The organism is Streptomyces sp. a15 (assembly GCF_059026085.1).
The window spans coordinates 41,176-55,473 of record NZ_JBWLKM010000012.1; the positions used below are offsets into that span (position 1 = coordinate 41,176).

Here is a 14,298-nt window from a genome sequence, read left to right on the forward strand (position 1 = left end):
GGCTCTGTCGTGCGGTGGTGCTGTCGTCAGGGGTCCACTGTTCAACCTCAAGCTTGCTTGAGGTCAAGGGCGTTCCGGCCGAGGGCGAGCGAGACCGCGGTCAGGGCGCTGTTGAAAGAGACCTCGGACAGGACGCCGGGGGCGGCGACCTGGTCGCCGGCGAGGTAGACGCCGTCGCCGCGGTCGACGGCGGGCCGGTCGCGCCAGCTGGTCCCGGGCAGGTCGACGGCGCCGGTACGGCCGTTCGCGACGGCCTCGCGCCGCCAGGTGACGCGCCCGCGCCAGCCCTCGAAGGCGAGGTCGAGGAGCTGCTCGGCGCGGGCGATGCCGTCGGCCTTCGTCTCGTGCGGGGCGATCGGGATCTGGCCCTGGATGAGCTGCTCGCCGGCGGGGGCGAGGGAGCGGTCCTGGGCGGTGAACCGTTCGAGCCAGCCGGGGGAGTCGAGGTCGGAGACGGCGAAGGCGTCGCCGCGCCGGGTGCGTACGGCGAGGTCGATGAGGGCGGTACGGCCGCTGGTCCAGGTCAGCGAGTCGTCGCCGAGGAGGCGGCGGGCGGCGTCGAGTGAGGTGGCGACCACCACCGGGGTGTCGGTGGGCAGGGTGTCGACCCGGGACAGCGTCTCCATCCGGACGCCCAGATTCCAGGCCCGGGCGGCCATCCGGTCGATGACACTGGCCCAGCCGCCGCGCGGGTAGTGGGCCTCGGGCGGGAGCTTGGTGGCGCGGCGCAGGCGTTCCTGCACGAACGCGGCGGACAGGGAGCCGGGGTCGTGGTGGAACAGGGCCACGGCGGAGTAGTGCGCGGCGGCGCGGGCGCCCTCCTCGCCGGCCTGCTCGGTCGCCCAGGTCATGAAGTCGACGTCGACGGGCGCCTGCCGGGCGCCCGGGCGCAGCAGCTTGAGCATCGCGAAGGGCGGGGTGCGGCGCAGGACGCCCTTGTGGCGCAGCCGCAGCCGGGCGGCCTCCAGGGGCGGGATGGGGGCGAGCGGGCCGATGAGGTCGCGCTGCCGGAGCCAGACCCAGTGCGGGCCGCCGTTGTAGAGGGCGTGCGGCCCTTCGTTCGTCTTGTACGGTCCCTCGGCGGTCCGGGCCCGCCCGCCGAGGGTGTGGTGGGCTTCGTACATGGTGACTTTGGCGCCCGCCTCGGCGGCGGTGACGGCGGCGGTGAGTCCGGCGAAGCCGCCGCCGATGACGGTGATGCGGTGCATGGTTCGGGTCTCCCTCGGTCGGGGCGCTGTTCGGTGCTGTCCCGGGTGCTGTCCCGGTGTTGTTCCGGCTGTTCCGGTGCTGTTCCGTTCAGTGAGTACGACTGATGGAGGGACCCGGAATGTGACATCGGGGGAGTCCTCGCAGGTCAGGGCGATTGTCAGTGGCGGGGTGCAGCATGGGGGCATGGCGAGGAGAGCGGTGGGCGGGACCGGTGGGGCCGGCGGGGCGGCCCGGGTGAAGGCGGCGCGGCGGCCGGAGGTGCGGCTGCCGCCGCTGGAGCCGTACGGGGGCGGGGGGTTGGAGCCGGACGGGGACTACGACGGGCTGGAGTTCGCGCAGACGGACTTCGCCGGGCAGGACGGGCGGGGCGCCCGCTTCATGGACTGCGTGCTGACGGGGTGCGCGCTGGACGAGACCCGGCTGCACCACGCGCGCTTCCTGGACTCGGTCCTCACCGGCATCCGGGGTGTGGGCACCGACCTGGCGGAGTCGACCCTGCGTGACGTCGAGCTGGTGGACGCCCGGCTCGGCGGGGCGCAGTTGCACGGGGCCGTCCTGGAGCGCGTCCTGATCCGCGGCGGCAAGATCGACTACCTGAACCTGCGTACGGCCCGCCTCAAGGACGTCGTCTTCCAGGGCTGCGTCCTGGTCGAGCCGGATTTCGGGGGTGCCCGGCTGGAGCGGGTCGAGTTCGTGGACTGCGAGTTGAAGGGGGTCGATCTGAGCGCGGCCACCCTGAAGGACGTCGACCTGCGTGGGGCCGCTTCGCTGGAGATCGCGCGCGGGGTGGACCGGCTGGCGGGGGCGGTGATCAGCCCGGCGCAGCTGTTGGATCTGGCGGCGGTGCTGGCGGCGGAGATGGGGATTCGGGTGGAGGGGTGAGGGGGCGCCCGGGGGCTCGCCCTGAGGTCTCCGGGCCCTGGGGTCTCCGGGCCCTGGGGTCTCGGGGCCCTGGTGTCTCGGGGCCCGGGGGCTCACTCCACCCTGGGAAACCGCGCCTGCAGTGTCCAGATCGCCGGGTTCTCGCCCAGGTCGTCGTGCAGGTCGACGAGGTCGGCGATCAGGTCGTGCAGGAAGTCCCGGGCCTCCTTGCGGAGCTCGGTGTGCGAGAAGCTCAGCGGGGGCTCCTCGGGTGGCATCCAGTCGGCCTCGATGTCCACCCAGCCGAAGCGGCGCTCGAAGAGCATGCGGTCGGTGGACTCGGTGAAGTCGAGTTCCGCGCGCTGGGGGCGGGCGGCTCGGGAGCCCGCCGGGTCGCGGTCGATGTGCTCGACGATGTCGCACAGGGCCCACGCGAAGTCGAGCACCGGAACCCATCCCCAGGCTGTGGACAGCTCCCGGTCCGCCTTGGTGTCGGCGAGGTAGACGTCCCCGCAGAACAGGTCGTGGCGCAGGGCACGGACGTCCGCGCGGCGGTAGTCGGTCTGCGGGGGATCCGGGAAGCGGTTGGAGAGGGCGTAGCCGATGTCGAGCACGTACGTGATGGTGTCACGCGTGTCCTCATAGGATCACCGGCGTGTCCCGATCCGCACGGGTGGTCCCGACCTGCACGTCCCTTCTCCTCGCCCTCGCCCTGACCGCGTGCGGCGGTGGCGGCGGCGAGGCGGTGCACGGCAGCCCCGGCGCCTCCGGCGTGGGCGATCCGTACTTCCCCGAGGCGGGCAACGGCGGATACGACGTCACGCACTACGACCTGGACCTCGCCCACGACCCCGACCCCGACCACCTCACCGGCACGGCGACGATCAGCGCCCGCGCCACCCAGGACCTCTCCGCCTTCGACCTCGACCTCGAGGGGCTCGACGTCGACGGGGTCACGGTGGACGGGCAGGGCGCCCGCTGGAACCGCGCCGGGCAGGAGCTGACCGTACGCCCGCGTGACGGTCTCGACGAGGGCGCGACCTTCCGCGTGACCGTCCGCTACTCCGGCACCCCGGAGACGATCACCGACCCGGACGGCTCCGAGGAGGGCTGGCTGCGCACCGCGGACGGGGCGCTCGCTCTCGGGGAGCCGACGGGGTCGATGGCGTGGTTCCCGGGCAACCATCACCCCTCCGACAAGGCGTCGTACGAGGTCACGGTGAGCGTGCCGGAGGGGCTGCGGGCGGTGTCCAACGGCGAGTTGGTGAGCGAGCGGAGCGCCGGGGGGCGTACGGCGTTCACCTGGCGCACCGCCGAACCCATGGCGAGTCACGTCGTCACGGTCGCCGTCGGTGACTACGACATCCGCCGCTCCACCACCGCCGACGGCCTGCCCGTGTACGTCGCGGTCGACCCGAGCCTGGCCGGGGCGAGCCGGAAGGTGCTGTCCGGGATCCCCGGGATCATCGAGTGGGCCGCGGACACCTTCGGGCCGTATCCCTTCTCCTCCACCGGCGCGATCGTCGATCGCGCCGGCGACGCGGGCTACGCCCTGGAGACCCAGAACCGGCCCGTCTTCCCCGGCGTGCCCGACACCGGGCTCCTCGTCCACGAACTCGCCCACCAGTGGTACGGCAACTCGGTGACGCCGAAGACCTGGCGGGACATGTGGCTCAACGAGGGCTTCGCGACGTACGCGGAGTGGCTGTGGCAGGAGGAGCACGGCGGCGACAGCGCCCAGGAGACCTTCGACGCGCTGTACGAGCACGGCGACCGGACCTACGCGGACCTCTGGTCCTTCCCGCCCGCGAAACCGACGAGCGCCGCGCACCTCTCCGACAGCCCCGTCTACCAGCGCGGCGCGATGGTGCTGCACAAGGTTCGGCAGGCGGTCGGCGACGACGCCTTCCGCGCCCTCCTCCGCGGCTGGGCCGCCGCGCACCGCCACGGGAACGCGGACACGGCCGACTTCACGGCGTACGTGGAGAAGCTGGCGCCCGGCAAGGACTTCGACGGGATCTGGGCGGACTGGCTGTACGGGGACGGCAGGCCGGCGCACGTCTGAAGCCGACCGCCGGCCGGGCGGCGGACTGCCGTATCCTGCCCGGAATTGCCGGATCCCGGCAATCAGACGCGGGCATGACACTGCCGTATTCCGGCCTGCCGGGTGATCGGAGGCGTGTGGCTCAATACTCCCGGAGCGAAGGGGGCAAGGGGGATGGCTGTGCGCACGGGGGAGCGGGCGGGGATGGATCGGTCCGGGAAGGCGTGGCTGCGCGTGGTGGCGTGGGCGCTGCTCGGACTGGTGTTGCTGGGCGGCTCCGCGGCCGCGAGCATCGCGGTTCCCGGGCTGGTCGCCGACGAGAAGGCGTTCCTGGACGCACAGCCGTGCGACAGCGGGGAAGGGGCAGGGGGCGGCACGGCGGACTGCCTGCGCACGATCCGCGGGACGGTTCTCTCCGCCGAGGAAGTCAAGAACGGCAAGGTGACGGTCTTCCGCGTGCGGCTGCGGCCCCCCGTTCAGGCCCCCGCCGATCAGCCGATCGACGTCGACAGGCACAGCGAGTTGTCGGAGCTCGTCAAGCCGGGGGACGAGGTGGAGGTCACCACCTGGCGGTACCACCAGGTCTCCGTCGGTCACGACGGGGTCAGCGAGACGCTCCCCGGGCTGCCCGACGAGAACCCCACCATGTTCGTCGGGCTCTCGCTGGCCGGTGTCTGGCTGGCGGTCCTGGCCTTCATCGCCGCGTTCGGCACCGCCCGGCGGGCCCGCCGCGCCGCCGCCGGCCGCCCCTTCGCACCCCGGGTCCCGTTCGGCCCGTTCAAGTGCGCGGCCGTGGTGGCGGCACCGCTCGTAGTGGCGTTCTTCGCCGGCAGTGTCTGGGACGCCTGGACGGGCGTGGTGATGACGGTGGTCATCTGGGCGCTGACGGCGGTCCCGGCCACGATCCTCGCCCTGCGCTGGGACCGCGATGAGCCGAGCACGTCACCGGCCGCCGTACGGCTCGACGCCTGAAGCAGGGCTGAGTCACGCCTGAGCCACGCCTGAGCCGCGGCTGGGCCGCTCACCGGCCCGTCGAGGCGCGTGTTCCCGGCTGACCCAACTCGTCCAGCAGCCGCGCCAGTTCCGGCGGCCACACCGGCTCCGGGGCCTCGGCGAGTTCCTGCCGGGTCCACCAGCGCCAGGCGAGGATGCCCTCCTCGGCCCGCAGGGTGGTCAGGTCGAGGCCGGTCGGGGGGCGGTGGGGGCCGTGGGTGACGTAGATGTGGTCGTGTTGTCGGACGGGGATGCCCGCGCGGGTGAAGTCGTGCTCCCAGGTGCACAGCAAGGGGCCCGGTTCGAGGTCCGTCCAGCCGGTCTCCTCGGCGAGTTCGCGCAGGGCGCCCTCGCGGAGGCTCTCGCCCGGCTCCAGGCCGCCGCCGGGGAGGGCCCAGTGGAAGCCGAACTCGTCGCTGTCGTAGCGGAAGAGGAAGACCGAGCCGTCGGGGTCCAGTACGGCGATCCGGGCCGCGGGGCGCGGGACGCGCAGCGGCTTGCGCAGGACCGCGCACGGGCGGCCGAGTTCGCGGTCCGCGCGGTGGTCGATCACCTCGTAGCCGAGGGCCGTCCAGAAGGCGAGGCCCTGGGGGTTGGCGTCGAGGACGGCCAGGCGTACGGCGGTGCGGCCCGTGGATCGGAAACGGTCCTCGAGGAGTGCGGCCAACCGGCGCCCGTGTCCCCGGCGTTGGACGTCCGCCGCCACCATCAGCAGGCCGATCCACGGGTCCGGGTCGGCCGGGTCGGGGTGCCGGTCGAGCGTGATCGCGATCCCGACCAGCCGCCCCTCACTGTGGGCCAGCAACACCTCGGTCCCCGGATTCACCGCCTCCTCGGCCAGCGCGGCCGCCACCTGCTCCGGACGGATGTCGTCCGGGTCCGGAAAGTCGCCGCTGAGGGCATGGAAGGCACGGTTGGCGGCGTAGAGCGCGGTGAGTTCGATGAGCAGCGGGCCCGGGAGGTCGTGGTCGGGGCCGAGGGGGAGGGGCGTGAGAATCACGCGGGCAACCTATCGGCCGACCGGGGGTGGGGTGGCGGGAACGCCGGAGGCGGGGGTCGTCATGCGGGAGCCCCGGTGGTACGCCGGACCCCCGCCCACACGCCGGAACCCCCGGCCGTCAATCGGTCGGGGGCTCCGGTGTGACTGCGGTGGGACGTCGGGTCAGACGTTCACGCCGAAGTCCTGGGCGATGCCCACCAGGCCCGAGGCGTAGCCCTGGCCGACGGCGCGGAACTTCCACTCGGCGCCGTTGCGGTACAGCTCGCCGAAGACCATGGCCGTCTCCGTGGCCGCGTCCTCCGACAGGTCGTAGCGGGCGATCTCGGCGCCACCGGCCTCGTTCAGGATGCGGATGTAGGCGTTGCGGACCTGGCCGAAGTTCTGCGAACGGTTCTCGGCGTCGTAGATCGAGACCGGGAAGACGATCTTCTCGATGTCGGCCGGGAGGCCCGCGAGGTTGACCTTGATCGCCTCGTCGTCGCCCGCGCCCTCACCTGTGCGGTTGTCACCGGTGTGGACGATCGTGCTGTCCGGCGTCTGCTTGTTGTTGAAGAAGATGAAGTGGGCGTCGGAGTAGACCTTGCCCTCGGGGTTGACCGCGATAGCGGAGGCGTCGAGGTCGAAGTCCGTGCCGGTGGTGGTGCGGACGTCCCAGCCGAGGCCCACGGTGACGGCCGTCAGGCCCGGAGCCTCCTTGGTGAGCGAGACGTTGCCACCCTTGGACAGGCTTACAGCCATTGTTGGGAGTCCTTCCCTCGTTAGACGTACGGCAGCATGAAGCTACAGCTACCCGTACCAACGCGGAGAGGGGTACGCGAGGTTCCTGCTCTCTTTACTTTCTTTACCCGAGTTATTCGGGTGACGTGGACGGGACAGACGGGGGAACATGTACGCCATGTCCGGTCCTCACGTCATCCGAGGCTCCGTCTCGCTCCCCGAGGCCGAGCTCATGTGGCGTTTCTCGCGGTCCTCCGGGCCCGGCGGACAGCACGTCAACACCAGCGACTCGCAGGTGGAGCTCCGCTTCGACCTCGCCCGCACCGAGGCGCTGCCCGAGGTGTGGAAGCAGCGGGCGCTGACCAAGCTGGCCGGGCGGCTCGTCGACGGCGTCGTCACCGTGCGCGCCTCAGAGCACCGCTCCCAGTGGCGCAACCGCGAGACCGCCGCCGTACGTCTGGCCTCTCTCCTCGCCGAGGCGACGGCCCCGCCGCCCAAGCCGCGCCGCCCCACCCGGATCCCCCGGGGCATCAACGAACGCCGTCTGCGGGAGAAGAAGCAGCGCTCGGACACCAAGCGGGGGAGAACCGGCCGCGACTGGGGATGACCTCCGGCCATGACCCTCGGCCGTGACCCCCTGCGGAGTCGCTACGACAGCTCCAGCACCCCGACGATCTCCCCCTCGCTCGTCTCCCCGTTCGGCCGGAAACCGAGCCCCAGATAGAAGTTCTCGGGGCCGTTCGGCCCGGCGTGCCAGGTGACGTACAGCTCCTTGCCGCCGCGGCGGCGGATCTCGGCCGCCACGGACTGGACGGCGAACCGGCCGTAGCCCTTGCCCTGTTCCTCCGCCGCGATGTTCAGCCGCCACAGGCCGGAGCGGAAGAGGGTGCCGTCTTCCTTCCAGTCGATGTCGAAGAAGGCCATGAGGAAGCCGACGGGACGGTCGCCGTCGACGATCAGGCGGGGCCAGGCGACTCCGGCGGGATGGACGTACGCCTCGGCGAGTGACTGCATCACCGGGGAGACCGCGAATTCCTGTTCCGGGCGGACCTTGATGCCGGTCGCGGCCTCGAAGGTGCGGGGTGTGATCTCTTCCAGGCGGGGCGCGGAGGTCGTGGTCATGCGCGCACCCTAGGTCGGCGAATCACCGGCCCGCCACGGAATTCCGCCCAACTGCCGGACTGGTCGGCCCCGGATTCCGGCTCACGCCAACTGCCGGACTGGTCGGCCTCGGATTCCGGCTCACGCCAACTGCCGGACTGGTCGGCCTCGGATTCCGGCTCACGCCAACTGGCGGACTGGTCGGCCCTGGAATCCGGCTCACGCCAACTGGCGGACCGGTCGGCCCTGGAATCCGGCTCACGCCAACTGGCGGACCGGTCGGCCCCGGAATCCGGCTCACCCCAGCTGCCGGACCCGGCCCGGATTCCCGCTCACCCCAACAGCCGGACCAGCCGGCCCTGGATTCCCGCTCACCCCAACAGCCGGACCAGCCGGCCCCGGATTCCCGCTCGCTCCAACAGCCGGACCAGCCGGCCCCCGAATCCCGCTCAGCCCAACTGCCGGTACCGCCCCCGGAAATACGTCAGCGGGCCGCCGTCCGCGCTCGGTAGCGTCGCCGTCAGGACGCGGCCGATCACCAGGACGTGGTCGCCGGCCGGTACGCGCTGTTCCGTGCGGCACTCCAGGGTGGCCAGGGCGCCGCCCACCAGGGGAGCGCCGGACACCTCGCCGCGGACGTACGGGATGTCCTCGAAGAGGAGGCGGTCGCTGATGCGGCCCTTCATGGCGAAGCGGCCGGCGATGTGCCGCTGGCTTTCGGAGAGGACCGACACCGCCCACAGGGGCTGCTCGTCGAGCAGGTCGTCCATGCGGGAGCCCTCGCGCAGGCTGACCAGCACCAGGGGCGGGTCGAGGGAGACCGACATGAACGCCGTCGCCGTCATGCCGACGTCCTCGCCCCCCGGCGCCTGCGGATCGTCGGGGTCGAGTGACGCCTCCTGCGCGGTCACCAGGACCACGCCGGCGGCCAGCCGGGACATGGCGGCGCGGAACTCGTCGTTGCTCACCCCCACAGCATGCCCGGAGGCGGGAGCGGCGAGGGTGGCGGGCGGGGCAGGGAGAGTGTTCGGCACGCCGGAAACGCTAATCTCATGTTCGTACGCGCCGCATCGGGCCTCGGGCCGAGAACGGTCCTAGGACTTGGGGACGAGTTTCCCTGTGTAGGGTCTGGCTTCGGTGTCCGGCTCCGGTGTCCGGCTCCCACATGCGTACAAAGTTTGCGTTCAGTAAACGCGCAGAGAAAACGCAGAAACTCCCCTCAATTGTTCATCTTTCGCTGTGACTTGAGTCACAAGAGGGACTAATTGTTGACCCTGTGTACCGAGTGAGCAGCGCGCTGTGATTCAGTGGCGGGGAAGCTGCCAGGACGATACGCCGATGAGAACCCTTGATTCGCTGCGAGGTCTCGGGGGGAGGGCGAGCATGGAGACCGAGTCGGAGCCCTACGTCCGCCTTGCGTCCCTGCGTCAGCTGCATCAGGTCATGGCCGACATGAACACGGCCCGCAGCCTCGCGGACACCCTGCAGACCGTGTCCGACGGCGTGGTCCAGGCCCTCGGTTACGAGCTGGCGTGCGTGAACCTCGTACGGCCCGACGGCGATCTCGTCGTAGCCGCCTTCTCCGGCAACGCGGCCGCCGAGGCGCTGATCACCGGCCGCGTCGGCTCCCGCGAGTCCTGGGAGCGCCGGCTGAGCATGGGCGAGAACTGGGGCGACCTGGTCTTCATCCCGCACACCGAGGGCTGGGTTCTCGACGACGACGACGTACCGCAGTGGTACACCGACGGACCCGCACCCCGCTTCGAGGACGAGTGGCACCCCTCCGACCGGCTCTTCGCCCCCATGTACACCCCCGCCCCCTCGGGCGGCGGCTCGTGCGGCGAACTGATCGGCGTGCTCTCCGTGGACCGGCCGCGCAACGGCCGCCGTCCGGGCGCCTGGGGCCGCGAAGCGCTCCAGATGTACGCCTTCCAGGCCGCCATCGCGATCAGCAACGCGCGTCTACGTGCCAATATGCAGCGCGCCCTGGTCAGGCTCGAAAGGGAGCAGCAGGCCCTGCGGGCCAGCGAGGAAAGCTTCCGGCAGGCCTTCGAGTACGCCCCCTCCGGCATGGCCATCGCCGAGATGGGCGGCGACCAGCACGGCCGGATCCTGCGGACCAACGACGCTTTGTGCCGCCTGCTGGGCCGCCCCGCCTCCGCGATGCGCCGCTACTCCTTCTCCGACCTCGTCCACCCCGAGGACATAGGCACCCTGCTCCGCACCTCCGCCGAGGGCGGCCGCGCGGAACTCCGGCTCGGGCGCCGCGACGGCACGTACGTCTGGGTCCACCTGCGCAACTCCGTCGTCGCCGACGCCGCCGACGGCCCCCGGTTTCTGCTCACGCACGTCGAGGACATCGAGGACCGCAAGCGCCGCGAGCTGCAGCTCGCCCACCGCGCCTCGCACGACGCGCTGACCGGCCTGCCGAACTCCGCCGAGCTGCGCTCCCGGCTCTCCTCCCGCCTGTGCCGGCGCGCCGGGCACGCGGGCGCCCTCGAGCCGGTGGACTCGGCCTACGGCCACCCCGCCTTCGACGCCAACGGCCACGGCTTCGACTTCCCGTCGACCGGTGTCGAGGTGTACGACGGCTACGACCACCACGTGCACACCGTCGCCCCTGAGGGTGAACGTGACGACGGCGCCAAGGGGCTCGCGGTCCTCTTCTGCGACCTCGACGGCTTCAAGTCGATCAACGACCGGTTCGGGCACAACGCGGGTGACGCGGTTCTCATCGAGGTCGCCCGACGGCTGTCCGGCGCCGTCCGCGACGGCGACACGGTGGCCCGGCTCGGCGGCGACGAGTTCGTGGTGCTGGCCGACGGCCTCGGCCGGGCCGACGCCCAGGACCTCGCCGTACGCCTGCGCAACGAGATCATCCAGCCCATCCGGGTCGACGGCCGGGCCATGCGGGTCGGCGCCAGTTTCGGCATCGGCTGGGCGTCCTGCGGGATGACCGCGGACGAGGTGCTGAAGTCGGCTGACGAGCGGATGTACGTAGAGAAACGATCGCGTCCCAAACAACACAGACGCGCGGGCTGAGCCCCAGGTCAGCGAGCTGATGCGATCTGAGTCACCCGTTTGGGCCATCAGGAGCGGGTAGGCTCGCCCTTCTCACCACACCCATCGCACCCGCACCTGCTAGGAGACCAAGGGATGACGGCCGGCAACAACGGCGCGAGCACGCCCGAGGACGATGACCCGTTCGGCTATCTGTACGCCGACGGCCAGGCCAACGGCGCCCAGCCGCCCTCCGGTGCCGGCGGCTACGGCTATCCGGGCTCCGTCAACCGGGTGCGAGCGGTCGGTCAGCGGCAGTACGGCCAGCAGGCCCCGGCCGCCGCGACCGCGCCCTACGGCCAGGTCCCGCAGCAGCCGAACGCGCACTACGCGGCCCCCGAGACCTTCCCGGGCAGCGCCCCCACCACCCAGCAGCCGCAGCCGTCCTACAACGACGGCGGCGGCCGCCGCGGCCCCAACACCAAGGGACTGCTGATCGGCGCGATCGCGGTCGTCGCGGCGGTCGTCATCGGCATCGGGGTGGCGATGATGGGCGGCGACGGGGACAACAGTGCGGGCGGGAACGAGGCGTCGACTTCGCCGACGACTTCGCAGAGCAGCGAGCCGAGCCCGTCGAACAGCAACAGCGCGGCGAGCGAGGAGGACCTGCCGACGATCGACGCGAAGGCGCTGGCCCTCGGCGGCACCGCCACGACCGCCTCCGACGTCAAGGGCGCCAAGGCCGACGGCGGTTTCTACGTCACCGGCTTCAATCAGGTCGGCTCCTCAGTCACCTGGACCGTCAACGGCATCCCCAAGTCAGGCAAGTACACCGTGTACGTCGGCTACAGCGTCCCCGGCAAGGACCAGAACGCCACCCTCACGGTCAACGGGACGCCTTCCACCACGCCGGTCGACCTGAAGAACTGGGCGAACGCCCCCGAGGGCGACTACGAGAAGGGCTGGACGCAGACCTACAACTACGTCCAGCTCAACAAGGGCACCAACACCATCAAGGTCTCCTGCGAGCAGGGCAACCAGTGCGACGCCCTTCTCGACCAGATGTGGCTGGTCAACGGCTGGGTCAAGTCGTAGTCCTCAGGCCGCGCTGACCTCCCCCGTCACCGTCACCCGCCCCACCAGCTCCTCGTAAGCCCCCCGGTCGAACTCCCCCGCCACCGGCGCCACCACCGTCGCCGCCGCGAGGGCGACCGCGCGGGCCAGTCGGGACGGCCACGGGAGGTCTTCCACCAGGCCCGAGAGCAGGCCCGCGACCGTGGAGTCGCCGGCGCCGGTCGGGTTGCCGTGGACTCGGGTGGGTGGGGTGGCTCGCCAGCGGCCCTCTGGGGTGAGGGCGAGCAGGCCCTCGGGGCCCAGGGAGGCGACGACGGAGCGGGCGCCGCGGCGGCGGGCGTCCTGGGTGGCGCGCAACGGATCGTGGGAGCCCGTGAGTTCGGCCAGTTCGTCGGCGTTCGGCTTCACGATGTCGGGGCGGGCGGCCACCCCGCGCCGCAGTGCCTCCCCGCTCGTGTCGAGGAGGACGGGGACGCCGGCCGCCTTCGCGGTCCGCACGAGTCCCGCGTACGCCCCCACCGGCACCCCCGGCGGCAGGCTGCCGCACAGGGCCACCGCGGACGCCGACGGGACGAGATCCTCGTACGCCTCCTGGAAGGCGGACCACTCGGCCGGGGTGACCGTCGGGCCGGGCTCGTTGAGCTGGGTCGTGTCGCCGGTGTGTTCGTCCACGACGGCGATCGTGCGGCGGGTGGCGCCGGTGACCGGGACCAGCGCGTCCAGCACGCCGTCCGCAGTGGTGAGTCGGTCCTGTACGGCCCGTCCCGTTGCGCCGCCCGCGAAGCCCGTGACCGTCACCTCGTGGCCGAGGGCGGCGAGGACCCGGGCCACGTTCACGCCCTTGCCGCCCGGGCGTTCGGTCACGTCCGTGACGCGGTGGGAGGTGTGCGGACGCAGGGACCGTACGCGATAGGTGATGTCGAGAGCGGTGTTCAGCGTGACCGTGAGGATCACCTGGTTCGTCCTCCCCCGAGGAGAAACGCAGGACGCGCTTGCCGTCCGGCTGACTGTCCGGAGGGCGATCATGCCAAACGGACGACGGTCCTCCCAGTTTGACAGGACAACCGCGTCCTCAACAGACGGACAGATCACCCCAGTTGGGGATCGACCACCCATTCGCCGCGGCGCATCACGCCCTTGAGGTCGAAGTCGGCGTCCAGGAGCACCAGGTCGGCGTCCTTGCCGGGCTCCAGGGAACCGACCGTGTCGTCCATGCCGAGCAGGCGGGCCGGGTTGGCGGAGAGCGCGGCGACCGCGTCCTCGACCGACAGCCCGTCGAGCGTCACCGCCCGCTTGAACGCGCGGTCCAGGGTGAGGGTGGAGCCCGCGATCGAGCCGCCCTCCACCAGGCGGGCCACGCCGTCGGCCACCTCCACCTCCAGCGGGCCGAGCATGTACCGCCCGTCGCCGAAGCCGGCCGCGTCCATCGCGTCCGTGATGAACGCCACCCGGTCCGCGCCCGCGTGGTGGAACGCCAGCTGGAGGGAGGCCGGGTGGAGATGCGTGCCGTCGTTGATCAGCTCGACCGTGATCCGCTCGTCCTCCAGGAGGGCGGCGATCGGGCCGGGGGCGCGGTGACCGAGCGCCGGCATCGCGTTGAAGAGGTGGGTGGCGACCGTGGCACCGGCCTCGATGGCCTCCACCGTCTGCTCGTACGTCGCGTCCGTGTGCCCGATCGCCGCGATCACGCCGTGTTCGGCCAGCAGGCGTACGGAGTCGATGCCGCCGGGCAGCTCGGTGGCGAGGGTGACCATCTTCGCCTTCCCCCGCGCCGCGTCGATCAGCTTGCGGACCTCCGCCGGGTCTGGGTCGCGCAGCAGCTCCTCGGAGTGCGCGCCCTTGCGGCACGGCGAGATGAACGGCCCCTCGAAGTGGATCCCGGCGATCTCGCCCTGCTCGGCCAGCTCGGACAGCAGCCCGGCCCGCTGGGCCAGGAAGTCCATGTCACCGGTGACCGTGGAGGCGACGAGGGTCGTGGTGCCGTGCAGACGGTGGGTGTGGATGCCCTTGAGGACCTCGTCGACCGTTCCGGAGGTGAAGGAGGCTCCGCCGCCGCCGTGGTTGTGGATGTCGATGAAACCGGGGACAAGCCAGTGGCCGGATACGTCGATGAGGTGGGCGTTCTCCGGGGCGGCACCGGCGAAACGGGTGCCCTCGACGACGATCCGGCCGCCTTGGACGGTCCCTGTGGGCATGACCACCTTGGCACCGGTGAGAATCGTGGGTCCTTCGCCGGTCGCGGTCTGCGGGTGGTGGGGGGCTGGTCGCGCGGTTCCCCGCGCCCCTGGGACGTTGGCCA

The 14,298-nt window shown here is 71.7% G+C and carries 14 protein-coding genes; 6 read left to right on the forward strand and 8 right to left on the reverse strand.

The genetic code is table 11. From position 1 onward, the window contains the following. Positions 1-47 precede the first annotated feature (47 nt). On the reverse strand, positions 48-1,208 hold the full coding sequence (locus AC5P09_RS15375) for an NAD(P)-binding protein (protein ID WP_493874435.1): 1,161 nt from the start codon (positions 1,206-1,208) through the stop codon (positions 48-50). Positions 1,209-1,392: 184 nt separating this feature from the next. Between AC5P09_RS15375 and AC5P09_RS15380 the strand changes: the two genes are divergently transcribed. Beyond that, positions 1,393-2,091, forward strand: a complete 699-nt coding sequence (locus AC5P09_RS15380) for a pentapeptide repeat-containing protein (RefSeq protein WP_493874436.1) — start codon at positions 1,393-1,395, stop codon at positions 2,089-2,091. A 92-nt stretch (positions 2,092-2,183) separates the two neighbouring features. Here AC5P09_RS15380 and AC5P09_RS15385 read toward each other — a convergent pair whose 3' ends face one another. Then, positions 2,184-2,684, reverse strand: coding sequence for a hypothetical protein (locus tag AC5P09_RS15385; RefSeq protein ID WP_493874437.1), 501 nt, complete (start codon positions 2,682-2,684; stop codon positions 2,184-2,186). 41 nt (positions 2,685-2,725) lie between these two features. On the opposite strand from AC5P09_RS15385, the gene AC5P09_RS15390 reads away from it, so the two are divergent. Together AC5P09_RS15390 and AC5P09_RS15395 are read left to right on the forward strand one after the other, a co-directional pair. Continuing rightward, positions 2,726-4,135 (forward strand): M1 family metallopeptidase, encoded by a 1,410-nt coding sequence (locus AC5P09_RS15390; RefSeq protein ID WP_493874438.1) that lies wholly within the window; start codon positions 2,726-2,728, stop codon positions 4,133-4,135. A 153-nt stretch (positions 4,136-4,288) separates the two neighbouring features. Then, entirely contained in the window at positions 4,289-5,086 is a 798-nt protein-coding gene (locus tag AC5P09_RS15395) for a hypothetical protein (protein WP_493874439.1), read from the forward strand. Between the two features lie 49 nt (positions 5,087-5,135). Here AC5P09_RS15395 and AC5P09_RS15400 read toward each other — a convergent pair whose 3' ends face one another. Together AC5P09_RS15400 and AC5P09_RS15405 are read right to left on the reverse strand one after the other, a co-directional pair. Next, positions 5,136-6,107 (reverse strand): bifunctional GNAT family N-acetyltransferase/NUDIX hydrolase, encoded by a 972-nt coding sequence (locus AC5P09_RS15400; protein WP_493874440.1) that lies wholly within the window; start codon positions 6,105-6,107, stop codon positions 5,136-5,138. A gap of 162 nt (positions 6,108-6,269) precedes the next feature. Then, a complete protein-coding gene (locus tag AC5P09_RS15405; RefSeq protein WP_493874441.1) occupies positions 6,270-6,845 on the reverse strand; it encodes a TerD family protein in 576 nt (191 codons plus the stop codon). Positions 6,846-6,993: 148 nt separating this feature from the next. On the opposite strand from AC5P09_RS15405, the gene arfB reads away from it, so the two are divergent. Then, entirely contained in the window at positions 6,994-7,431 is a 438-nt protein-coding gene (arfB, locus tag AC5P09_RS15410) for an alternative ribosome rescue aminoacyl-tRNA hydrolase ArfB (RefSeq protein ID WP_493874442.1), read from the forward strand. Positions 7,432-7,472: 41 nt separating this feature from the next. Here arfB and AC5P09_RS15415 read toward each other — a convergent pair whose 3' ends face one another. Together AC5P09_RS15415 and AC5P09_RS15420 are read right to left on the reverse strand one after the other, a co-directional pair. Beyond that, the gene (locus tag AC5P09_RS15415; RefSeq protein ID WP_493874443.1) at positions 7,473-7,946 is read right to left on the reverse strand and encodes a GNAT family N-acetyltransferase; all 474 of its coding nucleotides are present in this window, start codon (positions 7,944-7,946) and stop codon (positions 7,473-7,475) included. 428 nt (positions 7,947-8,374) lie between these two features. Then, positions 8,375-8,959 (reverse strand): flavin reductase family protein, encoded by a 585-nt coding sequence (locus tag AC5P09_RS15420; RefSeq protein ID WP_266437564.1) that lies wholly within the window; start codon positions 8,957-8,959, stop codon positions 8,375-8,377. A gap of 349 nt (positions 8,960-9,308) precedes the next feature. Here AC5P09_RS15420 and cdgB point away from each other — a divergent pair, with 349 nt between their 5' ends. Both cdgB and AC5P09_RS15430 read left to right on the forward strand, forming a co-directional pair. After that, on the forward strand, positions 9,309-10,967 hold the full coding sequence (gene cdgB, locus AC5P09_RS15425) for a diguanylate cyclase CdgB (protein ID WP_493874444.1): 1,659 nt from the start codon (positions 9,309-9,311) through the stop codon (positions 10,965-10,967). Positions 10,968-11,081: 114 nt separating this feature from the next. Further along, the gene (locus AC5P09_RS15430) at positions 11,082-12,020 is read left to right on the forward strand and encodes a CBM35 domain-containing protein (RefSeq protein ID WP_493874445.1); all 939 of its coding nucleotides are present in this window, start codon (positions 11,082-11,084) and stop codon (positions 12,018-12,020) included. A 3-nt stretch (positions 12,021-12,023) separates the two neighbouring features. Here AC5P09_RS15430 and AC5P09_RS15435 read toward each other — a convergent pair whose 3' ends face one another. Further along, positions 12,024-12,953, reverse strand: coding sequence for a 1-phosphofructokinase family hexose kinase (locus tag AC5P09_RS15435; protein ID WP_493874446.1), 930 nt, complete (start codon positions 12,951-12,953; stop codon positions 12,024-12,026). A 134-nt stretch (positions 12,954-13,087) separates the two neighbouring features. Beyond that, complete coding sequence (gene nagA / locus AC5P09_RS15440) at positions 13,088-14,194, reverse strand: N-acetylglucosamine-6-phosphate deacetylase (protein WP_493874447.1); 1,107 nt, start codon at positions 14,192-14,194, stop codon at positions 13,088-13,090. Positions 14,195-14,298 lie beyond the last annotated feature (104 nt).